General features: G+C 68.6%; 22 protein-coding genes. 16 read left to right on the forward strand and 6 right to left on the reverse strand.

Annotated elements, in window-relative coordinates; genetic code table 11:
- Both ABZ783_RS29445 and ABZ783_RS29450 read right to left on the reverse strand, forming a co-directional pair.
- A complete protein-coding gene (locus tag ABZ783_RS29445) occupies nucleotides 1-1,521 on the reverse strand; it encodes a DUF4419 domain-containing protein (RefSeq protein ID WP_357443773.1) in 1,521 nt (506 codons plus the stop codon).
- Nucleotides 1,522-1,682: 161 nt separating this feature from the next.
- Nucleotides 1,683-2,738 carry a hypothetical protein gene (locus ABZ783_RS29450; RefSeq protein ID WP_357443775.1) on the reverse strand — a complete coding sequence of 352 codons (1,056 nt, stop codon included), beginning with the start codon at nucleotides 2,736-2,738 and terminating at the stop codon, nucleotides 1,683-1,685.
- A 318-nt stretch (nucleotides 2,739-3,056) separates the two neighbouring features.
- On the opposite strand from ABZ783_RS29450, the gene ABZ783_RS29455 reads away from it, so the two are divergent.
- On the forward strand, nucleotides 3,057-4,058 hold the full coding sequence (locus tag ABZ783_RS29455) for a hypothetical protein (RefSeq protein WP_357443777.1): 1,002 nt from the start codon (nucleotides 3,057-3,059) through the stop codon (nucleotides 4,056-4,058).
- A 305-nt stretch (nucleotides 4,059-4,363) separates the two neighbouring features.
- Nucleotides 4,364-4,702: a hypothetical protein gene (locus tag ABZ783_RS29460; RefSeq protein WP_357443779.1), complete on the forward strand. Its 339-nt coding sequence runs from the start codon at nucleotides 4,364-4,366 to the stop codon at nucleotides 4,700-4,702.
- A 207-nt stretch (nucleotides 4,703-4,909) separates the two neighbouring features.
- Here ABZ783_RS29460 and ABZ783_RS29465 read toward each other — a convergent pair whose 3' ends face one another.
- Complete coding sequence (locus tag ABZ783_RS29465; RefSeq protein ID WP_357443781.1) at nucleotides 4,910-6,889, reverse strand: zinc ribbon domain-containing protein; 1,980 nt, start codon at nucleotides 6,887-6,889, stop codon at nucleotides 4,910-4,912.
- Nucleotides 6,890-7,140: 251 nt separating this feature from the next.
- On the opposite strand from ABZ783_RS29465, the gene ABZ783_RS29470 reads away from it, so the two are divergent.
- Together ABZ783_RS29470 and ABZ783_RS29475 are read left to right on the forward strand one after the other, a co-directional pair.
- On the forward strand, nucleotides 7,141-7,593 hold the full coding sequence (locus tag ABZ783_RS29470) for an SUKH-4 family immunity protein (RefSeq protein WP_357443783.1): 453 nt from the start codon (nucleotides 7,141-7,143) through the stop codon (nucleotides 7,591-7,593).
- 861 nt (nucleotides 7,594-8,454) lie between these two features.
- Complete coding sequence (locus tag ABZ783_RS29475) at nucleotides 8,455-8,988, forward strand: hypothetical protein (RefSeq protein ID WP_357443785.1); 534 nt, start codon at nucleotides 8,455-8,457, stop codon at nucleotides 8,986-8,988.
- 192 nt (nucleotides 8,989-9,180) lie between these two features.
- On the opposite strand, the gene ABZ783_RS29480 is transcribed toward ABZ783_RS29475, so the two are convergent.
- Nucleotides 9,181-9,384 carry a hypothetical protein gene (locus tag ABZ783_RS29480; protein WP_357443787.1) on the reverse strand — a complete coding sequence of 68 codons (204 nt, stop codon included), beginning with the start codon at nucleotides 9,382-9,384 and terminating at the stop codon, nucleotides 9,181-9,183.
- A gap of 394 nt (nucleotides 9,385-9,778) precedes the next feature.
- Entirely contained in the window at nucleotides 9,779-10,210 is a 432-nt protein-coding gene (locus ABZ783_RS29485; RefSeq protein ID WP_357443789.1) for a nuclear transport factor 2 family protein, read from the reverse strand.
- 75 nt (nucleotides 10,211-10,285) lie between these two features.
- On the opposite strand from ABZ783_RS29485, the gene ABZ783_RS29490 reads away from it, so the two are divergent.
- A complete protein-coding gene (locus ABZ783_RS29490; RefSeq protein WP_357443791.1) occupies nucleotides 10,286-11,209 on the forward strand; it encodes a LysR substrate-binding domain-containing protein in 924 nt (307 codons plus the stop codon).
- A 45-nt stretch (nucleotides 11,210-11,254) separates the two neighbouring features.
- On the opposite strand, the gene ABZ783_RS29495 is transcribed toward ABZ783_RS29490, so the two are convergent.
- On the reverse strand, nucleotides 11,255-11,620 hold the full coding sequence (locus ABZ783_RS29495) for an LUD domain-containing protein (protein WP_357443793.1): 366 nt from the start codon (nucleotides 11,618-11,620) through the stop codon (nucleotides 11,255-11,257).
- A 158-nt stretch (nucleotides 11,621-11,778) separates the two neighbouring features.
- On the opposite strand from ABZ783_RS29495, the gene ABZ783_RS29500 reads away from it, so the two are divergent.
- From ABZ783_RS29500 to ABZ783_RS29550, 11 genes are all read left to right on the forward strand, one after another.
- A complete protein-coding gene (locus ABZ783_RS29500; RefSeq protein ID WP_357443795.1) occupies nucleotides 11,779-12,306 on the forward strand; it encodes a hypothetical protein in 528 nt (175 codons plus the stop codon).
- 153 nt (nucleotides 12,307-12,459) lie between these two features.
- Complete coding sequence (locus ABZ783_RS29505) at nucleotides 12,460-14,499, forward strand: hypothetical protein (protein ID WP_357443797.1); 2,040 nt, start codon at nucleotides 12,460-12,462, stop codon at nucleotides 14,497-14,499.
- A 960-nt stretch (nucleotides 14,500-15,459) separates the two neighbouring features.
- Nucleotides 15,460-16,200 (forward strand): SDR family oxidoreductase, encoded by a 741-nt coding sequence (locus ABZ783_RS29510; RefSeq protein ID WP_357443799.1) that lies wholly within the window; start codon nucleotides 15,460-15,462, stop codon nucleotides 16,198-16,200.
- Nucleotides 16,201-16,280: 80 nt separating this feature from the next.
- A complete protein-coding gene (gene sugE / locus ABZ783_RS29515; protein ID WP_357443801.1) occupies nucleotides 16,281-16,598 on the forward strand; it encodes a quaternary ammonium compound efflux SMR transporter SugE in 318 nt (105 codons plus the stop codon).
- Between the two features lie 182 nt (nucleotides 16,599-16,780).
- On the forward strand, nucleotides 16,781-17,407 hold the full coding sequence (locus ABZ783_RS29520; RefSeq protein WP_357443803.1) for a TetR/AcrR family transcriptional regulator: 627 nt from the start codon (nucleotides 16,781-16,783) through the stop codon (nucleotides 17,405-17,407).
- Nucleotides 17,408-17,939: 532 nt separating this feature from the next.
- On the forward strand, nucleotides 17,940-18,866 hold the full coding sequence (locus tag ABZ783_RS29525; protein WP_357443805.1) for an ATP-binding cassette domain-containing protein: 927 nt from the start codon (nucleotides 17,940-17,942) through the stop codon (nucleotides 18,864-18,866).
- The gene (locus ABZ783_RS29530; RefSeq protein WP_357443808.1) at nucleotides 18,863-19,717 is read left to right on the forward strand and encodes an ABC transporter permease subunit; all 855 of its coding nucleotides are present in this window, start codon (nucleotides 18,863-18,865) and stop codon (nucleotides 19,715-19,717) included. Before ABZ783_RS29525 ends, ABZ783_RS29530 begins: the two co-directional genes overlap by 4 nt.
- Before the next feature lie 21 nt (nucleotides 19,718-19,738).
- Nucleotides 19,739-21,016: a histidine kinase gene (locus ABZ783_RS29535; protein WP_357443810.1), complete on the forward strand. Its 1,278-nt coding sequence runs from the start codon at nucleotides 19,739-19,741 to the stop codon at nucleotides 21,014-21,016.
- Nucleotides 21,013-21,687 (forward strand): response regulator transcription factor, encoded by a 675-nt coding sequence (locus ABZ783_RS29540; protein ID WP_357443812.1) that lies wholly within the window; start codon nucleotides 21,013-21,015, stop codon nucleotides 21,685-21,687. The genes ABZ783_RS29535 and ABZ783_RS29540 overlap by 4 nt, the downstream gene beginning before the upstream one ends.
- Before the next feature lie 320 nt (nucleotides 21,688-22,007).
- Entirely contained in the window at nucleotides 22,008-22,205 is a 198-nt protein-coding gene (locus tag ABZ783_RS29545; protein ID WP_357443814.1) for a hypothetical protein, read from the forward strand.
- A gap of 490 nt (nucleotides 22,206-22,695) precedes the next feature.
- Complete coding sequence (locus tag ABZ783_RS29550) at nucleotides 22,696-25,482, forward strand: alpha-L-fucosidase (RefSeq protein WP_357443816.1); 2,787 nt, start codon at nucleotides 22,696-22,698, stop codon at nucleotides 25,480-25,482.
- The last annotated feature ends 66 nt before the right edge of the window (nucleotides 25,483-25,548 follow it).

The raw sequence follows: 25,548 nt of genomic DNA on the forward strand, positions 1-25,548 counted from the left end.
TCATGGAATAACCGTGGGTCGGTCCAGCTGATCGAGCCGACCGGTTTCCAGGTGGGCGATGTCGCCATCGGAGTCGAGTGCGGCGTCGAGCAGCTGCGCGAGCGAGGTGCCATACACCGGGACGTCGGCGGGCTCGTCGACCAGGCGGAAGCGGCCGTCGAACTCGTCGGACCGTGCGGCCGCCACCTCCTCGACGCGGCAGAGGACCCAGAGGGTCGACTGCGTTTCGTTGTCGAGGGCCGCGCAGACGCTCCGGCCATCGGCAAGGTCAATGATCGTCAAGAGCGACCGGTCCTCGTAGCCTCGATAAACGCGGCGGTGCTCGGCCACCGGCAGCAGCCGCCACGTGTGGAACAGCGTCGCGGAGCCGATGCGCCGGTAGAGCGCCACGACCTCGGCGGGCGCGTCGAATATGAACGTGGGCTGCGGCGGCGTGGTCTCGTGGTCGCGGACGATTCGGTCGATCACGTCGTCGATCTCCACCGCCGCCGGCGCGAGGTACCAGCCGGCCACCGGCCGCAGTCCGCCGTCGTCGTCCGGCGCGACGCCGACCAAGCCGGCGTGCAGGGCCACCGCCCGGTTGTCGCCCACCACCAGATCGTTGACGTTGACGGTCACCCGCGACAACGTCGCGGGCACCTGATCGGTGCGGATGCCGACACCCCGGTAGAAGCCGCGGCCGTCAACGGCCGCGTCGCGCGGCTCGTCGATGGGCAACTCCAGCAGCGGATTCGGCTGGTCCACCACCCCCTCACCACGAAGGTACGGGTACAGGCGCGCGGCCCAGCCGGTGACCACCTCACCGCCGTACGCGTCGACGGGGTTGTAGATCCGCCGCCAGAACGCCACGTCCACCTCGCCGGACGCTGCTCGGACGAACTGGTCGGCGATCGGTGCGAGCGACCGGCACCACGTCTCCAGCCCGAACCCGGCGATCACGTCCACCCGGGCGCGGATCTTCTGCCAGTCCTCCACAGTGCCGGTCAACGTGATCGACGGGATGCCGCACACGCACACCAGCCACAGCGAGAAGTACGGCGAGTAGGCGTCGAGCAAGACAACTCGTCCCGCGAGCCGGTCAACCTCCGTGCTGGTGGAGAAGTCACACTCGAACACGTCAGCGTCGCTGATCTCGGCGGCCAGCAGCTTGTGGAATGACTCCACCACGTCCTGCCAGGAAGCCGCGTCCTGCGGCATCGACCCGTCGACGGTCACGGTGAGCCGCTTGCGGCCGGCGTGGCCCACCAAACGGGGGCGCAGCTGCTCGGCGTGCAGCCGGATGTGCTGGGCGACACCCTGCGCGATGGTCAACCACACCGCGTCGGGGGACAACACCAACGGGCGGTGGTCGGCGAACGCCCGCCCGACAGCGTCGAGCAGCGGATGCACCCCATCTGGCACGAGCACCGGCAACGCCGGATCACCGCCGAACACCAGCGCGTCCCCGAACAGTTCGCCCAGCGGCCGGGTAGGCAGGCCCTCGGCTGCGGGGGCCACCTCGTCGACCCGGAAGGTCACCATGGCGCGACTCTAACGCCTGCTCGCCCGCGCGCGATCCCGCGACGAAGTACCCATCTGCCCCTGTCGTCGCGTTGGTCGTGCCCGGCGTAGTGGGTTGCCGTACCCGATGGGCATGTATCGGCCGAGGGCGTGCGTCTGCTTGTTTGGGGTGAGGCCGGCTGCTACACGAGACGTGGCTTGATATCGATCAACTCACGGACCTGGGCGGCGAGGTGCGTGTCCTGGACTCCGTCCAGGTGCCACTGGGCTGCGCTGACCAGATTCTTCGCCTGCCGAGAGTGGCGCATCTGCGTGCGGTCAAGTCCGCCCAGGTCTCGCCGGTCGGCGAGCGTCGCCACCTCGTGCAGCCCGACTGGGATCGCGTCCAGGCAGGCCCGGACGATGTCGTCAGCCGACGGCAGCGCCGCCAGCTCGACCCCCGAGCGGCGCAGGTCCGCCGCGAAGTACGCCAGCTTCTCAGCGCTGTCGGCTTCGTTGAACACGGCCCGGGCTTGTCCCTGCCGTAGCAGCCAGAGCTTCAACTCCGCCCAGTCCGTCCGCCGGCCCGACAGGTCCCGCAGCTGCTGGTCGATGACCAGCAGCAGGTACAGCCACCAGTTGGCTCGCTCGCGCGGCGCCGGCTGGCGGCGGTCCAGCCACTGCCGGCGCAGATGCTCATCGAGTTGGAGTAGGTGGGCCAGCCCGTCCTTGACGGCCTGGCGTTGTCCGCCGAGCCTCCTGGCAGCCACCCGCTCGGGCGGATGGGGCGCGCTGATCGACCAGACGTCACCGGCATCGAACAGCCCCAGGTACCCGGTGATGGCCACGAGGAGGGATATCCGCGACTCGGCAAGCCAGTACCGCCGGTAGTCCGCATCGGCCTGGTCAGTGATTTCCCGCAGGTGGTAGCCAAGGCGGTCCAACTCGGCGGTCAACCGCATGAACGGCAGCTGCCGGCCGAACGGTCCGTACCGATCCACGAACGCCTCGATGACGGTGATACTTGCCAGGCGATGCGCCTGCACGATGAAGCCGGTCGCCTGCCAGGAGTCGGATCCGGGGTGCCGCGCCCAGGAGAACTCCACCAAGCCGTAGTCACGGCGCATCACGGCGCGGCCCCGGTCCTCCGCGAAGTCCCCACCCAGCGTGCGGGCTACCTCGCCTGGTGAGTCCGTCAGACCCACGCCCAGCACTGCACCGCTGACCACAACGTCGACGAAGAAGTCAAGATCGGCCATCCGGCAAGCGTTGCGAAGTACCGGGTGCAGCGCAATCCGCAGCGGATGTCATCCGGCATGCGCAGACCCTACTCGCACGTCTCGCGGACACCCGATTACCCGAGGTCGAGTGCGACGGATCTGCTGCCGACCCGTGCGTGCAGTCCGCCGAGCGGGCCGGCTTCATGGGCGGTTCTGGGGCGCCCCGTGGACGTCGAGTGCGGGCGCCGTCGCGGTCCGGCTCGGTCGCGCGAAGCGGCTGCCCGCCCTGCTGCGGGCCGGCGGTTGCGTGTCGCCGCGGCACGCATCCTGTCGGACTGCCTGCCTAGAGTCAGCCGCATGTACTTCGTGTGCCGCTGGCGGGAGGAATCGCCGTTCAGCAAGCGGGTGGTCACCCTGCCTGACGCGACTGTGCTCGACTGGTTCCGCCGCGGCTGGGAGCACGACGACCCGGACGCATGGATTGACAGCGAGTTGGGCGGCAACGTCTATGGCTTGGAGTCGATCTTCGAGGAGGTCAGGAAGCGGAACCTGCCGCGGCCGGAGTCCGTTGACGAACTGCGCGCGCTGCTGAACGAGTACCTGTGGGTGGAGGGTGACGACGAGGGCACCTTCATCCGGCTCGGCGAGCACGCCCTGAGAGTGCGTACCGATGACGACGAGGTGGACCTGGCCTACTACTTCATCGACCATGAGGCCGCCGCCGCGTCGCCCGACCGGCTTGCGTTCCTGCTGCACGACACCTGGCCCCTGCCCGCCAATACGACGGCCGCGCCAGGCGCGGTCTTCAGCCATGGCGTACCGGTCCGTACCGTCCGGCTGGCCCCGCCCGAGCCGGAGTCCGTCTTCTCCGTCCGCCTCTGCTGGGCATCGCCCGATACCCATCGGAACCTGGACCTGCTCGGCGCCACACTCTTTCCCGGCCTGACCCTGCCGGACCTCGCCGCCCACCTGAGCAGCGTTGATGACCCCGGCGTCCACCGCTGGCCGCACGACGCACGGCTGCTGCGGGCCCTCGTCGCCCCCGGGGAGAACGACGTCGGACCGGCGCTCGAGCGCTACGCCCGGCTGCCCGGATACGCCCCATCGCCCGTCAGCCTCGACCGAGTGCCCGCGCACGACGCAGCCCACCGGGAAATGCTGGAACTGCTGCTCGCGGAGCGACCCACCGAGTCGCTGATCCGGCTCGACCCCCACATCGCGCAGGTCGCCCGGTACATCGACGGTTTCTTCGGGTTTGACCAGTGGTTCCTCTTCGACACCCAGTGGGCGGCGGCCCACCCGGACCTGGCCCGCTCGCTGCTGCGCTACGCCGCTCACTGGGACCCATACGAGACATAGATCGAATTGGCGACAGACGCTGGTGTGCACCGGGTCGGCCGCCCGGCCTGGTCGGACAGCTCCGGCGAGGACTTCCCGTCGATCCCGTGGGTCACGAGTCCGATGACGACGTCCGTAGGATCTGGGGGCGGACGATGTGCATGGCGCAGATCATCGACCTCCGGCATCCGGTCGCCTGACCGGCCTTGCAGCCACCAGCCCTCGCCCTACGTCCGGTCCTCACGGCCGACACAGGCCGGCCCGGATACGAACGAGCAGGTTGCAGCATGAGCACGAGTGGCGGCCGGCCGCGGTGGCCCGCCGACATGTTGAACGCCCTGCGCCTTGGCCGGCGCCTGGTGACCGAGGTACCCGCCACCGGACCGGGCCGGCGAGCGTTCGTCGACATCCGACCCGTCACGACCGCAGCCGACGCCGATGCGAGGCGGCAAGGCTGGATCCGATCCGAACCTGACCGCATCTTCAAACTAGAGCACTGGGACTACGACGCCGAACAGATTTCCGGCTTCGACCACGACATCGGCGCGACCCTCGTAAAGGCCACCACCGTCACCGGCGAGGCCCAACTCGCCGCGGCCCTCGAAGCATGGAACCTGCGGCCCGAGCAGTTCCTCCACCCCTGGCAGACCGACGATCCGAAGTAGCAGCCAATCTCACTGCGGGAAACGCCGCGCGCCACAGGCTCGACGATTCCTCCACCAGCCCGTGGCACCATCACAGCCCTCGACAGACCCGCAGACGCTCGCGACCTGCGCACCGGGCCGTGATGGCCGCCTCGCCTGGGACAGACGCCGAGAGAGCCGGTGGTGGCTTGCTGAGAGAATCGGGGGATGCCGGATGAGCGTCTCTGATCAGCTTAGCGATCCTGAGTCGGATGGGGTTTCCGGGATCGTTTCCCACCGTGGTGGAGATGCATGGACGTGGAGATGGAATCCTGCGCCCAGTGCGGCTCCGCGTGGCCGGTGGCCGGCGGTGGTGGGTGTGCTGATCGTGTTCACGCCCTGGTGTCGGTGGGCTGCGCGGGGCAGCCTCGGCCGGTCCGTTGGTGCGTGTCCCTCCGGACGCTTGCCCGCCTGACCGTGGGGCCGGGTGGGGGAGGGTGCCCTGCGTCGCTTGGGCGCGGGGCGTGGTGGCTTGTGTCGGGTAGGGCCGGCCTTCGACCGATCCCTCCGACTGGTCTTGGAGGTGCTTGGGGTGACGACGGCTGCGGCTTCGAGGGTGTCAACGACCGTGCGGATCACCATCTGCCCGCTGGTCTTGTCGATGACGGTCTTGCCCTGATGGGTGAGGCCGCGGGCGGCGATGCGCCGCCAGGCGCCGTGGTCGCGGTCGCCCTGCCAACGGCAGGACTGGTTGGGGCAGATGGCCCATTTCCATCCCGGTGTGGTGGGCCGGTCGGGGGCTTTACGGTGCCGTAGCGGGGTCAAACATTGCGGGCAGTGCTTGGACGTGTTGCGGGCGGGGACGGTGACCACGGCGATCCCGTGCTCGGCGGCGAGGTGCCGCATCCGGTCGCTGATCTTTCCGCGGACCTGCTGGGACAGGCGCGTGTTCAGGCTGTGCCCCATGCCCCGCGCTTCCATCGACCGCAGGTCTTCCAGATAGATGACGGAAGCCGCAGCGGCGATCGCCTGGTCGACCGTCCAGCGGGCGGCAGCCCACGCGAGCGCATCGTTCAAGTTTTGGCGGCGGTCGGAGACGTGGCGGATCTCGCCGGCCAGCACCTCGTGTTTCGCCCTCAGCTGCTCGTCGGGGCGGCCGCCGAGCAGCCGCTGGTAGTGGTCGGCCTTCGCGTGCAGCCGCTCGCTGTGGCGGCGCAGGCGGTGCTGCTTGGCCAGGACCCCGGCGGCGCGGAACTGTCCACCCGCCCCCAACGCCGTGATCCGCCCGTCCGCCTGTAGTCGCAGGGCTCCGGCGCTGAGGAGGGTGTTGAGGCCCCAGTCCACACCGACCGCCACCGAGTGGCCGGTGGCCCGGGCTTTCGGCACGGCGTGCGTGTATGCCATGTCGGCGCGGACTGTGCCGTCGGTGAGGCGGAGGGTGGGCAGGTGCAGCACCGCCGAGGCGGGAACCGTAGGCGGCAACGTGATCCGGCACTCGACCCACGTCCAGTCCCGATACCCTCGCGGATCCGGGCGAGTGGGCAGTTGCAGCCGCAGCAGCGCCCTGCCCGGGTCGGTGTCGCAGCGCTCGATCGTGGCCTGCTGCCGATCACACGCGGCCAACAGCAACATCCGCCCGACTCTCGGGACGCCTTCGAGTTCGAACACGTCCACCGGCAGCCGGCCGTTGGCCTTGACGAACGCGGCAATCTGGCGGGTGCGGCCCTTGATGATATTGGATGGCAGATGCTGCCCGCCGGGGATCGAGGCCCGCACCTGATCCCACTCCGCAGGGGTGCGCTTGCGCGGATCGACCGGCCACGCCGCCAGGACCCCGCCGGTCACCTCGGCACGCCACTTCACCGACCGCAGCGCACGCCCCGCCTGCTCCTGCGCCATCCGCACGACCCGATCATTGACCCTTACACCCCGAGGCGCGGTCACCGCCCAGCCCAGGCGCCGCAGCGCCATCCACGCGTTCGACGGCAACCGCCGCCCACCCGCATCCACCCCGGCCGCCAACACCTGCACATCCACGCTGTTCCAATGCGCGCCGACCAGCGCGGCCACCATGCCCGCCACCAGATCGGCACACCAACCGACCCGCTGCGCCAGCACCGCCTGAGACAGGACCTCGCCGGTCTCCTCGTCCACACCGGTGCGCAGCAAGGCGCGGGCGCACGCGGTCCGGGCGGCCTCACCCTCGGCCAGCCGCAGCTTCCCGCTCACCGACTCAACGCCTCAACACCGATCCACAAAAACCGGCCCTACCGCCGACCCACACCACCGGAACCCTCCCCGAGCCCACCCAAACGTGCACGGGGTGAACACCGACACGCTTCCCGGCCTTGGGAAAGCCGAAAACGTTCCACAAGGCCAATCTATGATCACTGATCATCGATAATCAAATCGGTGAGCCTCTGTCACCGTGGCCACGGTTCACTGTTGCATACCTGTCAGGCGGTGATCTACCGCCTGATTTGGCTCGACGGTTTCCGCAGCTCATAGTCCCCAGCGCCGGCATCACAGGGATCGCCGCCGAAGACAAGCTCCTTCTCGTGACAGCAGTCGATGGAACCGAGCTGGTCCAGCTCGGCCACCACGTCTACGGCCCGGTGTGCCTCGATCCGTCGAACGGCCAGGTGGTCGACCTGGTTACCAACCGAGGTGAAGTCGTCCGTGGCCCGCTTCTGGTCAACTCCAGCCTCGACCAGTTCATCCAGACCACGAGAGCCGCAACCGAGCTGTTCCCGTACCACGATGCCGACCCGGATGCGGATACCGAGGCTGCCGCCGACGCTCTCCGCGCCCAGCTCGAACCGATCGACCCTGCAGCGTGGCAGGTTGACGGCTACTGGGACGCGTTCTACTGGGACGTCGCCATAGGCGATTACTCACCGGATCAGTTCGAGCCGCCACCCCCACCGCTGTGACCGTGCCACCAACACACCCGACGTCCGCCGGAGGCGTCCGAGAAGGGGGCCGGGGCGAGCGACTCGGCAGCGAGGCGGAGGACTGTCCGTAGGCTTCCGCCCGTCCCCAGAGCCGGCCTGGCACGATGTCGAGCCGAGCTGCGTCCAGTGGTGAGTTGGCGGCGGCCAGTGCGCCAGTGGCCAGCGCGATGAGGGGGAGTGCGACCAGGATGGAGCTGACCCACACGCCCGGCACGAAGCAGATCGCGGCGGCGGTGTAGCCGAACGCGGGGACCAGGATCCGGATGCTGGTGTGGCCCCGGGCGAGGGCGCGGTCGGTGAGCCGTCCGGCGAGGACCATGCCCACCAGGGCCGCTACGCCGATGATCGGCACCAGACCGCCGAGTCGTCCATACGGTATATATGCTTGTTGACCGAGACCTGCCCCTCCAACTCATGCCATCCCACCCATTCGCCGGGTGACGCTGGCCAGATCGGAGCGACATGGGCTGCTCACACGCTCAGGACTGCCCCCTCTTCCCGCTGCTCAACGCGAGCTTGAGCGCCTGGCGTAACAACTACTGCGACAGTGCGGAGGGTTGGCTGATATGTGCTCGGTACCAGCTGTACAGGAGAGGCCAGCTCGTGCCGATCACGCTCCTGCCGAATGGAGTCGACGCGTTCAACCGCCGGCGGCCCGTACCTGCGGCAGTACCCAGGTCCACTCAACCGGTGAACGCACGCCGCCCGTGGACGTCAGCAACATCGCGGGAGGTATCGGATGTATTACCGGCTGTGGAAAGCGCAGGTGCTACGGCGCCGACTCCACCGGTAAACCACTCGGATCGGTCAGGCGCGCGAGACAAGGTCAGCGATGCGTGGGTGCTTGCCGTCGCCGATGATGCGAAAAGGTGCGGTGGTGAACGGCTGCACGTGTGGGTGACGAGCCAGGAGAAGCCGTGGGCTGCTCCTTTTCCCATCCCGCAGCCAGGGCAGCCTTCTCACGCCGACGGACCGGTGGTGGTCGCCGTCGCCTGGTTCGAGCCAGCCAGCGCCGCGTGGACGGAAACCCTCACTGGCTCGCGGTGCGAAGCGCACGTGGAGGCGGCGATCCTGTTGGGCCTGTCGCGCTGGACATCGGCGACACATCCGGCGAAGGAGACCACCTGGGGTGTGGGTCTGCACGCTACGGGTCTCGCGTTGCATGACTCGACCGGTCACGTATTCGCCTACGGCGGCGGCGAGATACCGTCCACTTGGACGACCGCCGCGAGGGCGCTGGGCGCCGTCGCCGCCGTCTACGGAGTTGGTCCCTTGCAGCAGGCAGGGCACCCCGAGCCGCTTCCGGCTCAACGGCTCACCGATGCGCGACGCGACGGAACCGTCGTCGCCGCATGGGTGCCACTGCTCGAGTGACAGCCCGTGGCCGCCCCCTTTGCCCGGCCCGGGTGCCGCAACTCGCGCTCGCCGTCCAACGAGCTGGTCGATGACGGAGGCGAGCATGCCGTGGCACAGCATCTGCTCCCGGTACTGCTCCGGGGGTACCTCCTGCGAAGCGCAGCGGTCGCCCGATCGCCTCGGCGATGATCTACACGCGCTCGATCTGGGTCAGCGACTGCGGCCCGGTGAGCACGGGGCCTCCCCGGCGCGCCGTTCGAGCAGGGCGCGGACGGCGACCGCGGCGATGTCGCGCGGATCGACCGGCGCCATCGCGGCGTTCCCATACATCCCGCGGGCGACTGCGCCGTTGCCGGTCTGCGGTGCCCAGGCCAGGTCGTTGGTCATGAGCGCGCCGGGCGCACGAAGGCCCACGGCAGCCCGGAGTCTAGGACCGCCTGTTCGAGATGTTGGTGCTGTTCGCCGATGAAATCCGGGGGTCTCGGACAGGACGCTCGCCGACGACAACAGCACGACATGCCGTAGGCCGGCCTGCCGGGCCGCGTCGAGGAACCCGTCGATGCCCGCGAAGGCCGGGGACATCAGGAACGCCCGCTCGACACCGGACAGCGCCGTCGGCAGAGATTCCGGCCGGGCCAGGTCGCCTTGCACAGACTCGACGCTGTCGAGGAAGGAGCGGTCGCCGGGTTCGCGACTCAGGACGCGGTACTTTCTCGTCGACGTCGAGCAGTTCACGGACGACGTTGGCGCCGACGTTTCGGGTGCCGCCGGTAACCAGGATCATGATGAGAGTTCTCCCGTTTCCGGCTCAGGGCTCAAGGTCGACGACTCCGTTGCCGCTCTGGATGTCCAGCGGCACGGAGACGTGGTCGTGGGTGATGAGCCAGGCGCCGTCGGTCTTCCGGAAGCCGTAGGTAACCCGGACCCACATGCCGTTCGTCGCCGTCCCGTTCTTCAACGTGCCGCTGAGGCGGGCGAAGGCGTATCCGAGCGCGAGGTCGTCGCCGAGCACGAGGCTCAGGTCGCGGACTTCGTACGTCGCGCGCTCGAAGACCAAGAACACGTGCGCCCAGTTCTTGAGCTTCGCCTCGATCCCCAGGTGCTGGAGCGGCGGCTCGATGTCGTAGGACACGACGTCCGCGGCGTAGACCTGTTCCAGGCTCTCGAGATCCTTAGCGCCGATCGCTTCGGCGATGGCATTGATCTGGCGGCGGATCGCATCTTCTTCGTGGTTTCCCATGTCGTCGACACTATGACTTCTGGGCTATTCCGTCTAAGATCAATATTGCTATGACGTTATGCCGGGGGAGGCATGATGGAGCTGAACTCGCTCCGGCAGTTCCTGGTGGTGGCGCGGCTGGAGCACCTGAGCCGGGCAGCCGACGAGCTGCGCGTGGCCCAGCCGTCGCTGAGCCGCACCATCGCCCGTTTGGAGAGCGAACTGGGGATGCCGCTGTTCGACCGGAGCGGACGGCTCCGGCTGAATGCCACCGGCAAGCTCTTCCGCGATCACGTCGAACGCGCCCTGGGCGAGCTCGATGCCGGACGACGTGCAGTCTCCGAAGCCACCAGTGAAGGCTTGGGTATCGTGCGACTGGCGTCGGAGACCTTCCTCACCCTAACCGGGCCGCTGGCAGCGTTCAAGCGCGCGCATCCCGCCGTCGAGATCGAACTCCACTGGTCGTCGTCGGAGGACATGGGCCGCCACCTGCGCGCCCAGGACGTCGATCTGTGCATCGCCTCGCAGTCGATCCATGCCGAGGGACTGGAGTCGACGCACCTTTTCGACGAAGCGGTGTCGGTGGTCGTACCGCTCGACCACCCGCTGGCGGACCGCACGACGGTGACCGTCGACGAACTCGCCGACCAGCCCTTCATCACCGCCCGCAAGGGACATTGGCTACGCCGGCTCCTCGACCGCCTCTTCGCCACCCACGGCCTCACCCCGAAGATCGTCTGCGAAAGCGACGAGCACAGCGCCATCGCCAGCCTGATCAGCGCCGGACTCGGCATCGGCCTGGTCCCCGCCTTCGCCCGCCGCACCGCCCCGCACGCCCCGCATGCCCCGGTCGCCTGGATCACCGTCGACAGCGCCGACTGCCGACGCACGGTCACCCTCTACTGGGGCACCGACAGCCACCTGTCAGCCGCCGCCCGCTTGATGCGCACCACGATCACCCGCTGGGACTGGACGACCGGCGCGCCGCAAGGCGAACGACCCTTTCACGTGCCGGCGTGACGAACAGCCCCTACAAGGCCTTTCCGTAGGGGCTGTTTCTTGCTCTCAGAAACCGATGGCCTCGCGGATCAGCAGGACGCTGCCGCGCCCGGGTTCGGTTTCGGCGTTGAGGATGAGCACGCGGTTGAGGGAGCTGGACTTCCCGTAGGCATTCAAGGCGCGCTCGTTCTCCAGCGGGAGGCAGTGCTCCTCGACGCGGCGCAGTGCGGCGGGCAGGTCGGGCACGATCTTCTGCGCCCCGACGACCCAAATCGCGCGGGCGGCGGCGCCGGCGTAGCCGGGCAGCTGGCTTCCGCTGGCGGAGCCGGCCACCAGGGAGCCGGTCTCGGTGACCGCGGTGACGCTGCCCACGATGAAGTCGGGGACCGACAGCGCCCGCCAGATCTCATTCCTCTGGGTGGCCCGATCCATGCGCACCCCCCGTGACTTGACCGAGTCGTCCTGGCCGGCCGATCCGCGCAATCGCACCCCCGCCGAGTGGGAGTTCCGTGATTGCCAGCGCTGGCACACCCGGTACCGAGGACATGCCCCGTAGCACCGCTTCGGCCGTTCTTCTTGCCTCCTGCTCCGTGATCACCCGCACATCATGCCCTTCCACGCCGGCGTTGGGCTTAGAAGAAGATCAGGGGTGGCTGGTCAGGTGTCTGCGTGCCTGGTCAGCCCGTCCGTCGTTGTCGGCCAGAGTCGGCCTCAGCGGGACGACTTGGCTGTACGGATGGCTGTACCGTCGCTGCGTCGAGCGCGATGAGTTGATCTCTCTGCTTGCCGGCGAGAGCCCAGTCAACAAGGCGTGTCGTGAGGCCCTTGAGCGGGGAGCGTCCTTCCGCATCTGGGACGACGTCGACGTATTGGTCCCCGCCAACAACCTTGCATCCACGTACCAGGCGCGGGAGGCGATTACCTCGGATCGAGGCATCCCGACGCTCGGGTTCGCGGCGGCTGTCGAGACGCTCCATGCGCTCGGTGAACAGCCCGTGCGACTTGGCGGGGTGACGCAGCTCGACCCTTCCTACTATTTCCAGCTCTTCCTGACAGCCGACGCGGCGTCAGTCCTCGCGTGCATCGGTGCGGATCAGAAACATCAAGAGCAGGTTTAGTCTTCGTGACCGGCAGCGGGGCGCCGGTGTCCTGCACGGCCGTTCGATGACCACCTCCATCGACCGTCGGTATTGGACGTTCCAGCGCCCCGTGGTCTATACGAAAGTTGCCGCAGACAGGACGCCCCGGCGCCTCGATGAGAGGATACGGTCGTGAAATCGGCCTTGCGGGAAATCCAGTCGATGCTGGACTCGGCCTTCCGTACCTTCGATGCTTGGCGCGACCGCGCTGAGGTCCAGCTCGACGCCGCGGCCGACGAGTCACTGCGTACCTGGTTGCGCCTGTTCGCCTTGGTGTTGGTGGCCACCGTCGGCGTCGTCGCGTTGCTGCGGCTGGTGCTGACGGCGGCGGTCGGCGGCGGCCCGGTGGCGCGCTGGGTCGCGGCATCCGTCGCGGCGCTGCTGGCATCGGTACTGCTGATAGTCGTCGTCCGTAACGTCATCATCTCGCTGGTCGAGCCGGCTCATCGGCGCTCGTTGCTGCTGGCGTTCCTCACCGCCGCGGCGGCCGTCATGGTGAGCGTCGAGGCGTTTGCCGCCATCACGGCAGCGATGGCCGGCGGGGATGCGGACCTGTGGGCCATCGAGCGGCTGTACATGTGGCACCTCGTCGATTCCGTTCCGCTGCTTGACATTGCGGGCCGGCTGGAGTGGACCGAGCCACCCGTACTCCCAGGCATCGACGGGCGGCTGCTCATCCTCGGCTTCAAGCTGGTCGTGATTCCGCCCTTGGTGCGCGTCGCGGTCGCTGTGTACGCGCTCGTCGAAAGCCGAAGCAACGAACGGCGGTATTCGGCCGCGGTGGCGAGCAAGATCGGTGGCCGCCGCATCTTCCGCTTCGTCGAGATCCCGGTCTGGCTGCTTCTGCTGGCTACGGGCGCGGGCACAGTGTGGAGCGTGATAGAGCCGGGAGCGGATGTGGCGATGCCGTGGTTCTCGTGGACCAGCCTCACGCTCGTCGGGACCGTTATTGCCATGATGGTCGCTGCCGCCTTTGGCATCTGGGCCTTTCAGCGGGTCCGCGCACTGCCGGCGGTACTCACGCTAGCGGCGGCCGTCGCCCTGGTGTGGTTCGACAGCCCAGTGCTTCCCGGGATCGGCGGGCGGGGACCGTGGAGCAGGATCGGCATCACGCTGCTCGTGTGGCTCGTGGTGACGGTGCTGTTGCTGGTGTTCCTTTGGGACGAGGAGGAGCTGCCGAACGACTTGGTGGCCGTGGCGTTCCTGCTCGGGTTCGTAGGAAGCGATGCACCGGCCACGCGATGGCTCACCGAACACGTGACGTGGACGCCTTGGGATTTCCCCGTCGGTCGGGCGATCATCACCGCGTGCTGGGGATTGTCTGCGACCTTTTTTCTTTATCTGATGTGGAGGGTACTGCGGCGCCCCGCGGTTTTGGGCACCAGCGACTGGGCGTCACCATCGAGCGGGCTGCGGGAGGACCTACGCGGCTATGCGCTGATCGGTGTGCACATCGTCATCGCTGCGGCGGCGGTGCTGACCCTGCTGCGTGCCGTTGGCGCCGTTGATGTCCGGGCCGGCGCGACCGATGCCGGCTGGACGAGCGCGTCCGAGTCGCTCGCCGCGGTCACCTGGCACTTGGTCGGCTCGTTTCCCGGTCCCAACATCCCGCAGATCCTGGACTGGCAACTGGCGACCGACTTCGGCGGGCCGTGGGCGGGGCTCGTCATCGTCATCGCGCTGACATCCATCATCGTCTTTGTGGCCTTCCCAATGATCCGTACCATCGTGCTGTGGGCGCGGCTGACCGCGACCCGTCCGAGCACCGCCCAGCCACTGGTCGAGGTACCAGCGGCGATCCTTGGCAACCTCCGGGCGGTCCTGGCCTTCCTGGAGGCGTGGGAAAGGGACCGGGACGGGATGCCCGGCCCGTCGCACCTGCTCCTTTTCAGATGGTCCCCGCCGCCAGCCATCCCCGGCCAGAGGAGGCCGACCGAGGGTGTGCACGACGCGGAGCGCCGACTGGTTGCGTCCGAACTAGACCGTCCTCGGCTGCTGGACCTCCTCGGCGAGCGGTCACCCATCTACATCGCCGCCGACCACGCCATCCTCCGCACCGCGGACGCCTACCGGGCGGCGCTGCACACTCGGACCACCACGGGGCAAGCCCGTGAAGCCGTCGACGAGTTCGCCAGCCTGGTAGAGCGCTGGCAAGAAACCTTCAAGGCGTGACACCCGCGCCTGCCCCCCAAAAATACGGGCAGTGGACGTTGATCTCGACGGCGTCCAGGTGGAGGATGCCGCCGAGGCGTTGACGTCTTCGTATGTTGAGGCGGGCCAGCTTGTCCGAATCGGCGCTGAGACACCTGCCACGACCAAATCCATGCAGGCCAACCCACCACACTCACGGCATAGATCACCGGAGAGCCGGATGTGGGGAAACTCGCACGTCCGGTTCGGCGGGAGGCCGCGCGGAGAAGGACCCCCACGGGCACCTCGCCGCGCGGCCCACCCAACCCAGACGGCGAAGGCCATGCCGGCCTGGACCACTGTCAGTTCCGTGGCTGGACCGGCTGGCACGGTTCGTCGCCCTCGCGATGCTCCGACGGCTACGAGCTGGCCAGGGCGGCCACGGGCCGCCCTGACCGGCGATTCCATCACCGTATGGGTGAACACGGCCATCGGTAACCGGTCGAGTCAGCCAGGTGGGCAGCGCGACCAGCACTCTTCGCAGCCGTGCGGAGGGCGACTGGATCAGCTGATCGGTGAGCGGCGCCACACGCCGCAACCGGTTCGTCCTCGCCGGCGCCGTCGTTGTCCTGCTCGTTGCCGGATTGGCGACAGGCGTCGGAACGGTCAGCGGTCAGACGACCGACAGCCGTCTGACGTACACAGCCACATCTGCCTGATCGCCGAGAAGGCCGCCAGGGCTGACGCGACACGGTCGCGGTACTTCGGCGCCGACGAGGAGAACCAGCGACGTGTTCGTCCAAAAGGCGAAACAGGACCAGGTGGTCGAGCGTCTGCTCGCCGGCACACCCAACGGCGTGGACGCGCCGTCGCAGCAGACCCGCGATCTCGTGCGCGGGTTCGCCGCTGGCGAGCGTCGGCCTTCAGCCGTCTTCCTCCATGCAGCGAGAATACTGTATCGTTCGATACAGAAATGTCGAGCGAGCGAGAGAGGAGGGTCAGGTGACGCATCTGGCCGGCAAGATCGCCTTGGTGACGGGAGGAAGCCGGGGCATCGGAGCAGCGATCGCCGCCCGCTTGGCGCAGGACGGAGCCGACGTGGCGCTGACCTACCTGAGCGCCGGAGAGAAGGCCAAAGCCGTCGTCGCCGCGATCGAGGAGGACGGCCGCAGGGCACTCGCCGTCCAAGCCGACAGTGGAGACGGCGCGGCGGTCGTGGCGGCGGTCGAGCGCGTGGTCGCCGAGTTCGGCCGGCTCGACATCCTGGTCAACAACGCCGGCGTCTTCCCGTATGCGTCGATCGAGGAAGTGTCGACCGAGGAGGTCGACCGGACCCTGGCGGTGCACGTGCGCGGTGTCTACCTGGCCACCCAGGCGGCGGTGCGGCATATGGGCGACGGCGGCCGGGTCATCAGCATCGGGAGCTGCTTCGCCGAGCGTGCCCCGTACGCCGGGGTCAGTCTGTACGCCATGAGCAAGAGTGCGCTGATCGGCATGACCCGGGGCCTGGCTCGCGACCTCGGCCCGCGCGGCATCACCGTCAACGTGGTGCACCCGGGCTCGACCGACACGGACATGAACCCGGCCAGCGGCGAGGGTGCCGACCACGAACGCAGCTTCATCGCGCTGGGGCACTACGCCGAGCCTGCGGACGTCGCGGCCACGGTAAGCCACCTCGCCGGCCCGGGCGGCCGGTACATCACGGGCACCTCGATCGCCGTAGACGGCGGATTTGCCGCCTGAGTCCATCGTTCACGACCGCCAACCACAGCTGCCGACCCGGCACCAGTGGTTGGCGGCCGCCCACTCCGAAGGGAACACCCGTGGCCTGGATCATTCTCATCGCCGCCGGCCTGCTCGAGGTGGTGTGGGCGACCGCGCTCAAACACACCGAGGGATTCACCCGCTTCTGGCCTTCGGCACTGGCCGTCTCCACCGCCGCGCTGAGCTTCGTACTGCTGTCATGGGCCATGAAGAACCTGCCCATCGGGACCGCGTACGCGGTGTGGGTGGGCATCGGTGCCGTCGGCGTAGCCGTCGCCGGAATCGTCGCCCTGGGCGAAAGCGCCTCACCGCAGCGGTTCGCTTTCCTCGCCCTGATCCTCCTCGGGATCATCGGCCTCAAGGCCGTGGAGGGCTGAACCGTTCAGCGGGACCCCGAACCCGACTGCCTGCCGGGCCTCGATTGGCAAAGTCCTCTGCCGCGGCCGGGCAAGACCGACCCGCGCTTCGCCGGATCGGGCAATCCTGCCAGAGTGAAGCAATTACCCGGGTTCACCGGCGCATGGTCAAGCGGTTCAGAGCCAGGAAAGGAGCGCAGACAGTGGGCACGCGAGGACGGCCACGTGCTTTCGACCGGACCGTTGCTCTGGACCGGGCCATGCAGGTTTTCTGGGAACGCGGCTACGAAGGTACCTCCCTCACGGACCTGACCACGGCCATGGGCATCGCGTCGCCCAGTCTCTACGCCGCATTCGGAAACAAGGAGGCGCTGTTCCGGGAGGCGGTCGCCCACTACAACGCCACCCACGGCGCCGTGCCGCAACGCACGCTCGAGCAGGCACCGACCGCCCGGGCGGCAATCGAAGCGCTGCTCCAGCACAACGCGTACGCCTACGTGGAGCCCGGGCATCCGACCGGCTGCCTCGTCCTGTTGACGGCGACGACCGGGGCGGTGGAGAACGACCACATCCGGCAGTTCATGGCCGCATGCCGGACGGAGGACCTGGCTATCCTGCAGCGGCGCATCGAGCGCGGCGTGGCCGAGGGCGACGTGCCGCCCGACACGGATTCCGCCGCCCTGGCCCGTTTCATCACGGCGGTGCTCCAGGGCATGTCCGCACAGGCCCGCGACGGGGCCGACCAGACCACGCTGAGCGACGTCGTCGCATACGCGATGGCCGCGTGGGACGCCGTGACAGGTAGGCCGATCGGCGCCGCCAACGGTTGAGCTACGCCGGCAACACGCTGCGTGTCTTCGGCGACGCCAGGTGCCGCGGCGGTGGGGAATGCGTTCGTGTCCACCCTGATCTCGGCGATGATCTCCTGGGCGGAGCGGACGCCGATACCGGTTATCTCGTCCAGCTTCTCCACGGCCGGGGCGAAAGGGGCGATCATCTGCGCGATCCGGCGTCCAGGTCGGCGACGTCGGCGGCGAGCGTGTCGATGCGGCGTAACATGATCGCGCAGACGAAGGCGTGGTGGTCGTCGAAGTGGCCGGCCAACGCCTAGTGGCCGCCCGATGCGAAAGTATCTTTTTACATCAACGATCCCGGTCCCGGTCCGGATCGGCCGCTCTGCGGCCAGGTCACGGACGCTACCCGCCCGTACCTCCCGCGGCGCTGCCGGCTGTCGGGGTGGTACTGCGGTACTACGCCGGAACCGGGAGATCATTCCGTGGTACCGCCGCCGGAGGGCCTTCGGTCTCTAGCGTCCTTGACGGGACGCCGGAAACGCGGCGGGGTCGAGGCGAGGGATGGTCGATGATCGAGGCACGGCAGCTGACGAAGCGGTACGGCGAGAAGACGGCGGTCGACCGCCTCGACTTCGAGGTGAAGCCCGGCATGGTGACCGGGTTCCTCGGGCCGAACGGTGCGGGGAAGTCCACCACCATGCGCTTGATCATCGGGCTGGACGCTCCGACCAGCGGGTCGGTGACCGTCAACGGCCGGCGGTACGCGCGCCATACGGCGCCGCTGCAGGAGGTCGGAGCGCTGCTGGAGGCGCGGTCGATCCACCCGGGCCGCACCGCGTTCGACCACCTGATGGTCCTCTCCCACACGCACGGTATCCCGCGGCGGCGGGTCGACGAGATGATCGAGCTGACCGGGTTGCAGTCCGTGGCGCGCAAGCGTGCCGGGTCGTTTTCGCTGGGCATGGGGCAGCGGCTCGGCATCGCCGCCGCGCTGCTCGGCGACCCGGCCACGGTGATGCTCGACGAGCCTGTCAACGGCCTCGACCCCGAGGGCGTGCTGTGGATACGCAACCTGCTCGCCGGGCTCGCCGCCGAGGGCCGCACGGTGTTCGTGTCGTCGCATCTGATGGCCGAGGTGGCGCTCGTCGCCGAGCACCTCATCGTCGTCGGGCGCGGGCGGCTGCTCGCCGACACCACCGTGCAGGACCTGGTGCGCCAGGCCGGAGGCGACACCGTCACCGTGGCCACCGCGGACCCGGCCCGACTGCGGGCCGCACTGGCCGGCCCGGGCGTCGAGATCATCGGGCGGGCCGGCTCCGAGCAGCTGCAGGTGAGCGGCCTGCCGGCACGGCAGATCGGGCTCGTGGCCGCCGAGCACGGCATCGCCCTGTTCGAGCTCACCCCGAAGCACGTATCGCTGGAGGAGGCGTTCATGGATCTGACGAGGGACGCCGTGGAGTACCACGGCACCGTGACCAGCGGGGTGGCGGCATGAGCACTGTTACGGAAGTTCGCACCGCGGGAGCCGGCGCCGGGCCGGTGTCGCGGCCCACGTACAAGGTTACTGGGCGGCGGGTGCTCCGCTCGGAGTGGGCGAAGCTGTGGACGCTGCGCTCCACCTGGATCACGCTCGCCCTCGGGCTGGCCGGCCTGCTGGTGTTCGGCAGCATCGCGGCAGTGCGGTACAAGTCGCTGGCCACCTCTGGCGGCACCCGGGCGGGCTCGGGGGAGTTCGTCAACGCGAGCGCGGTGACCCTGACGCTGTTCGGCGTACGGTTCGGTCAGCTGGCGCTCGGCGTGCTCGGCGTGCTGTTCGCCGCGGGCGAGTACTCCACGGGCATGATCCGCTCGACGCTGGCCGCGGTGCCACGCCGGCTGCCGGTGCTGTGGTCCAAGGCCGCCGTGTACGGCGTGGTCGCCTTCGTCGTGGGCGTCGCCGGCGCGTTCGGCGGGTTCCTGATCGTCAACGCCGTCGTGAACGGCACCCCGGCCCACATGTCTCTGTCGGGCAGCGGCGTCGCCCGGTCGCTGCTCGGCGCCGGCCTCTATCTGAGCCTGGTCGGGGTGATCGGGACCGCGCTCGGGATGCTGATGCGCTCGGTGCCCGGGGCCATCTCGGTGCTCGTCGCCACGCTGCTGCTGGTGCCCGGGCTGCTGTCGCTGCTGCCGACCTCCTGGCAGGACAACATCGGGCCGTACCTGCCGAGCAACGCCGGCGAGGCGCTGTACGCGCTGCACCACGCGCCGGGCACGCTGTCCGCGGGGACCGGTGCGCTGGTCCTGCTGGGCTGGACCGTCCTGGCGCTGGCCGGCGGCGCCTACCGCCTGGTACGCAAGGACGCATGACCATCGCAGGGGTTGGTGACGATGAGCCCTGAAGACACCGACCATCTCGCCGCCCATCCGCTGGTCGACCGGCTCGCCGGCCTCGGCCAGCGGCTGCGGCGGCTCGACGCCCGGTGGCCATGGCTGTTCGACGCGTCGGTGGTCGCCGTGGTACTGCTGGTGTTCTGCGTTCCCGACCTCGTCCACACCGACGAGCGGCGGGAGCTGCGGGTCCTGCTGAACCATCCGCCCCTGGGCGTCATGGTCGCCCTGCAGCTCGGCCTCGTCCTGCCGCTGTTCTGGCGCCGCCGGGCACCAACCGCCGCGTTCTACGCCATCGCCGCGGTGTTCGTCCTGCAATGGTCCTTCGGCGTGCTGCTCCGCGCCGACGTCGCGCTGCTCATCGCCATCTATAGCCTCGTGCTGCGGGTCCATCCGGCCCGGCTGCTCTGGGCTGGGCTGACCGTCGCCGCGGCGATGGCCCTGGTCGCGTGGCGGGCCTCCGCCGTCGTGACGCCGTGGGACGCGCTGTTCTTCCTCTACAGCGCCGCTACCGCGGCCGCCGCCCTGGGCTTCGCCATCCGCATCCGTCGGGCACAGCTGGCCGCGCTGCGCGACCGGGCGCAGCGCCTGGAGATCGAGCGCGACCAGCGCAGCCGGCTTGCCGCGGCCACCGAACGCACCCGGGTGGCCCGGGAGATGCACGACATCATCGGCCACAGCCTGTCGGTGGTCATCTCACTGGCCGACGGCGGCGCATACGCGGTCGGCGGCAACCCGCAACGCGGCCGCGAGGCGCTCGAACTCATCGGCGACACCAGCCGGCAGGCCCTCGCCGAACTGCGCCGGGTGCTCGGGGTCCTGCGCGACGAGACCGAGGCCGCCGAACTCCACCCGCAGCCCGGCGTCGCCGAGATCAACTCCCTCTGCGAGCGCATCCGGATGGCCGGACCAGACGTCGTCTACCGCACCGCCGGCAACGTCGACGCCCTCGACCCCGGGGTACAGCTCACCGCGTACCGCATCGCGCAGGAGGCGCTCACCAACGCGCTGCGGTACGCGGGGCCGCACACCGCCCTCGACGTCGGCCTCACCGCCACCGACGGGCGGCTGCAGATCACGGTGCACGACACCGGCCCCCAGCCGCCCAACCGCCCGCCACCGCCGCCCGCGAAACCCGGGCACGGACTCGCCGGCATGCGCGAGCGAGCCGCCCTGTACGCCGGAACCGTCGCCGCCGGCCCGCGCCCCGGCGGAGGCTGGACGGTGCGGGCGATCCTCGACCTGACCCCGCCCGCCACACTCGAAGGCCGGACATGATCACCGTGCTCATCGTCGATGACCACCCCCTGCAACGGCTGGGTTTCCGCATGCTGCTGGAGAACAACGAGGAAACGGACGTCGTCGGAGAAGCCGGCAACGGCACCGAGGCGGTGCGCCGCGCCGAGCAGCTGCACCCCGACGTGATTCTCATGGACGTACGCATGCCCGGCATGGACGGCATCGAGGCCACCCGACGCATCGTCGCAGCCGGCGACCGGTCCCGGGTGCTCGTGCTGACCACGTTCGACCTGGACGAGTACGCGCACGCCGCCCTGCGCGCCGGGGCCAGCGGCTTCCTCCTCAAGGACGCGCGCCCCGAGGAGCTGCTGGCTGGCATCCGGGCGGTCGCGGAAGGCGACGCCGTCATCGCGCCCGCGCTGACCCGCCGACTGCTGGACCGCTTCGCCGGCCAGCTCGCCGCCAGCTCCTCGCCGTCGGGCCGCACCGACCCGCGGCTGGCCAGCCTCACCGACCGGGAACACGAGATCCTGGTGGCGATCGGCAGCGGCTGGACCAACCGGGAAATTGCCGAGCGGCTCGTGCTGTCGGAGTCCACCGTGAAGACCCACGTCGGCAAGGTCCTCGCCAAGATAGGTGCCCGCGACCGCGTACAGGCCGTCATATTCGCCTACGACCAGGGACTCACCCGACCGAACACCGGCGGATGACAGTCCATGCGATCCGGCGACCGATCGGGCATGCACACCGCACGGCAGGCGTAGTCGGGCAGGCCGGACGCGGGTGGGTCGCGCGCCAAGCGACGAGATCCGCCTCGTGGTTGGGGCCGGCCCGACATTGTGCGAATTGTGCGTTGAGGTCGACGACCGTAGCACTGGGAGTGCACGTGGGCGCGTCGCCGGCCGGCAGGGTTCAGCCGCATCGGTACGTGTCGGCTTGGCGTGGCTGATCCTTCTCCGGCCGGCTGGCCGCGTGCCGGTTGACCTTGGCTGTTCGCCGAGCTGTAACCCCCGTCGACGCACCTCGTCGTGTGCTCCCAGTTCGGCTCCGGCAGCGCCTCGACGTCGTACCGCCGCTGGACTGCCTCACGCTCGCTGTCTCCGCCCGTGAGGTAGTGGTCGGGTACGGCGCCGCGGCCCTGCTCCAACGGTTCGTGCTGGCGCGCGAGGTGCACGGCCTCTCCGCCGTCGACCGCCACGAGAAAGCAGCACGGCCTCCCCGGCGGTGATGACGTTCGGTCCGTGCAGGCCGTCAGGCATGCCAGCAGTACCGGACAGCCGGTTCGCCGGCCCGAAACCCAAGCCATCCGATGAATCGCATTGGCCGCCGCTGGTCGGATGCCTGGCGGTCGGTGGCTGCCTGAAGTCGGAGGCGGCCCTGGCTTACCCCCACGTTCATGGACGGTGCGCGCAGGCTGCCATTTCTGGATGGCCCGCTGCCAGCGCAGCAAAGGCACCCCGGAGGGGTTGACCGCAGCCATGGACCGTTGTAATCATCGGATGTCTTCGTCCGAAACGTCGATGTAACAGCCGCAAGGCAGCTTACGAAGAGGCGATGCCCCCATGAGACTTCGACCGCCCAACGGAATCCGACCACGAACAAAGCCGTTGTGGGCCAGGTGGCGCCTGGCCCTGGCCGCGCTTGTCCTGGCACTGGCCGCCAGCCTCGTTGGCGCCCCAGCCGTTCACGCAGAGGTCCAGCACTCGCGACAGCAGTGGATGCGCGAGTCCACCGCCGGCCTGTTCCTGCACTGGGGAATGTTCACCGCGCCACGTCACCTCCACTGCGCGGATTGGGAACGTGACGTCACCGAGGGTGGTTGGACCCCCGACTACTGGGTCGACGAAGCACGCAAGCTTGGTGCGTCGTACATCGTGCTGGCTACCTTCCACAGCAGGCTGGGCTACGCCAGACCGTGGCCCTCCAAGATTCCGGGTAGCTGTGCCACCGAGCGCGACATCCTTGGCGAACTGGTCAACGCCGGCAAGGCGAAGGGCGTCCGGACCATCCTCTACATGACCGATGATCCGCAGTGGCACAACGAGAATGGCGTAGAAACCCTCGACTCGGCGGCCTACTCGGCGTACAAGGGCCAGCAGGTGGACCTGACCACCCGAGATGGCTTCGGCATGTTCAGCTACGACCTGTTCTTCGAGGTGATGCAGAACTATCCCGAGCTGGCGGGGTTCTGGATCGACAACGACAACGCCTACTGGGAGCGGAACCACCTCTACGAGCAGATCCGGGAGATACGCCCGTCCTGGTTGTTGAGCAACAACAACGAGGACACGCCGATCATGGACACGGTCAGTAACGAGCAGAAGACCGGCATGACGCCCTCCTACGACTATCCCCAGGCGGTCTGGACGTCGATGCCGCGGATCACCGAGGCCGACTACAAGCTGCCGACCACCGGCTCCTGGTGGTACGACGGCGGAAACCACCCGGTCGACTTCCGGCTCAGCACGGGTCGCTACATCGCTAACGCGGGTTCGTCGATCAAATCACTGATGGCCGAGACCCCAATGGTGAACGGCAAGTTCCCCCCGCCACAGGAGGCGTTCAACAACTTCATGGCCGAGTGGGTGCCACCGATCCGCTCCTCGCTGCATGGCACTGAGGGCGGCGGCTATATGTACGGCGGCATGCAGCCCGGCTTCTGGAACGACGGTGCTCATGGCGTCATCACCGTTCAACCCGGCGCTCGGACCCAGTACGTCCACGTACTGACCAGGCCAAGGACCGACCTGGTCCGGCTGCGCGACAATGGCTACCGGGTGACCGGGGTTACCGACCTCCGTACCGGCGAGTCGATGGCCTTCAGCCAGTCCGGCGGCTACCTGACGATCCTCGGCATCAAAAATTGGGATACGTACGACACCGTGTTCGAGGTCCACACGGCCGACCAGCAGTACTTCTATGACCAGTCCACCCTCAAGGCAACCGCGTCGTCCTCTCGCGACGGCCACCCGGCGGGCAACCTCGTAGACGGGAGCTTCGAGGATTACTGGGACAGCAACGCGCAGTTGCCGGTGTCGGTGACGCTGGATCTCGGGGAGCGCCGGCCCGCGCGGTACCTTGCGGTTAACCAGCGTGAAGGGTCGCCGACGTACGCGCGGGAGTCGTTCGGTCGGCCGGAGGACTCGGCGCGGATCAAGGACTACCGGGTCTTTGTGAGCAACGACGGCGTGCGGTGGGGGGAGCCGGTACGTACCGGCGCGATGCCCAGTGCACGTGGTGTGCAGTTCGTCGACATCGGTGAGCAGCACGCGCGTTACATCAAGCTGGAGGTCCTGAACACCTGGGGCGGCCCGCAGGCACCGACGTTCTACCGCGAGCTGCAGATCGACGAGATCAAGGTGGGGTTCGGCTACCCGAGTTCCGGCCGCACTCCGAGCCCACTGGAGGCGGAATCGCAGGCCCTGGACGGCAACGCGCGCCGAGCGAATTGCTTCGCCTGTTCCGGCTCGTTCCAGGTGGGCGGGCTCGGCGGCGGGCCACAAAACTCGGTCACCTATCGGGATGTGACGGTTGCCGAATCCGGTGACTACCGGCTCCAGTTCGACCACACCGCTGCGGGTGCCGGCACCTCGCTCTCGGCGAGCGTCAACGGCGGCACGGCGATCGCGGTGCCGGTCGCCGCGGACAACGCGGGTGTACCAGCCGCTTCGGCGATCGCCGTACCGCTGCAGGCCGGCACCAACACGATCAAGGTATTCAGCAACGCAGACCAGGGGCCGGGAATGGATCGCCTCGCGGTCGCGCCGTTGCCTCCGACGTCGTACGTCCCGAAGACGACGATGACAGTCGAGCCCTCCGGCCTGCAATGGGTTGGACCCGGGCAGCAATCGATCAACGTGACCGCCAGCTTGCGGCTCGACGTCGACGACGCGCTCGAGCAGGTCACGCTGGCCCCGACGGTACCCGCCGGCTGGTCGGTCTCCGGCGGCCCTGCGACAGCACCGGTCATCCGGCTCGGTCAGACGCTGAAAGCGTCCTGGACCCTCACCTCACCGCCCGGCCAGAACCTCAGCTCGGCCAAGATTCCCATCAGGGCGTCGTTCCAGACGCTCGGTCGCCAGAAGCAGGTCAGCCAAGACCTGCGGGTGCAGCTGCGCCCAGCCGACCGGGTGTTCATGCGGGAGGCCGAGGACTCGCGGAACAAACTCGGTACTTCCGGCATCACAAACTGCTCGTCCTGTTCCGGGGGCCAGAAGGTACGCAACATCGGCGGCGGCCCCGACGCCTACGTGCTGTTCGAGGACGTCACTGTGGACGCTGCTGGCGAATACACGTTGTTCATCGACTTCACCGTCAACGGCGACCGCTCGTTCTTCGTGACTGTCAACGACGGCACGCCGATCGAGGTGCCGGTGAGCGGTGTCGGCAACAGCACCTCCTACACGACCTCCGTTCCGGTGACGCTTCGGGCGGGCGCCAACAAGATCAAGATCCACAATGATGAGAACTCCGCTCCTGACCTCGACCGGTTGTCCCTGAAGTAACCGTCATCTCGGCTCCACCCGAATGTCGATGCCCTGGTTAGCACCCGGAACGGATGCGACCAGGGC

This window comes from Micromonospora sp. NPDC047738 (assembly GCF_040642675.1).
In the GTDB taxonomy this organism is placed as follows: domain Bacteria; phylum Actinomycetota; class Actinomycetes; order Mycobacteriales; family Micromonosporaceae; genus Micromonospora.

Bases quoted from the DNA above. Each gene is read 5' to 3' on its own strand.
- ABZ783_RS29445 (WP_357443773.1), bottom strand. From the start codon at position 1,521: ATGGTGACCTTCCGGGTCGACGAGGTGGCCCCCGCAGCCGAGGGCCTG.
- ABZ783_RS29450 (WP_357443775.1), bottom strand. From the start codon at position 2,738: ATGGCCGATCTTGACTTCTTCGTCGACGTTGTGGTCAGCGGTGCAGTG.
- ABZ783_RS29455 (WP_357443777.1), top strand. From the start codon at position 3,057: ATGTACTTCGTGTGCCGCTGGCGGGAGGAATCGCCGTTCAGCAAGCGG.
- ABZ783_RS29460 (WP_357443779.1), top strand. From the start codon at position 4,364: ATGTTGAACGCCCTGCGCCTTGGCCGGCGCCTGGTGACCGAGGTACCC.
- ABZ783_RS29485 (WP_357443789.1), bottom strand. From the start codon at position 10,210: ATGGGAAACCACGAAGAAGATGCGATCCGCCGCCAGATCAATGCCATC.
- ABZ783_RS29490 (WP_357443791.1), top strand. From the start codon at position 10,286: ATGGAGCTGAACTCGCTCCGGCAGTTCCTGGTGGTGGCGCGGCTGGAG.
- ABZ783_RS29495 (WP_357443793.1), bottom strand. From the start codon at position 11,620: ATGGATCGGGCCACCCAGAGGAATGAGATCTGGCGGGCGCTGTCGGTC.
- ABZ783_RS29525 (WP_357443805.1), top strand. From the start codon at position 17,940: ATGATCGAGGCACGGCAGCTGACGAAGCGGTACGGCGAGAAGACGGCG.
- ABZ783_RS29530 (WP_357443808.1), top strand. From the start codon at position 18,863: ATGAGCACTGTTACGGAAGTTCGCACCGCGGGAGCCGGCGCCGGGCCG.
- ABZ783_RS29535 (WP_357443810.1), top strand. From the start codon at position 19,739: ATGAGCCCTGAAGACACCGACCATCTCGCCGCCCATCCGCTGGTCGAC.
- ABZ783_RS29540 (WP_357443812.1), top strand. From the start codon at position 21,013: ATGATCACCGTGCTCATCGTCGATGACCACCCCCTGCAACGGCTGGGT.
- ABZ783_RS29550 (WP_357443816.1), top strand. From the start codon at position 22,696: ATGCGCGAGTCCACCGCCGGCCTGTTCCTGCACTGGGGAATGTTCACC.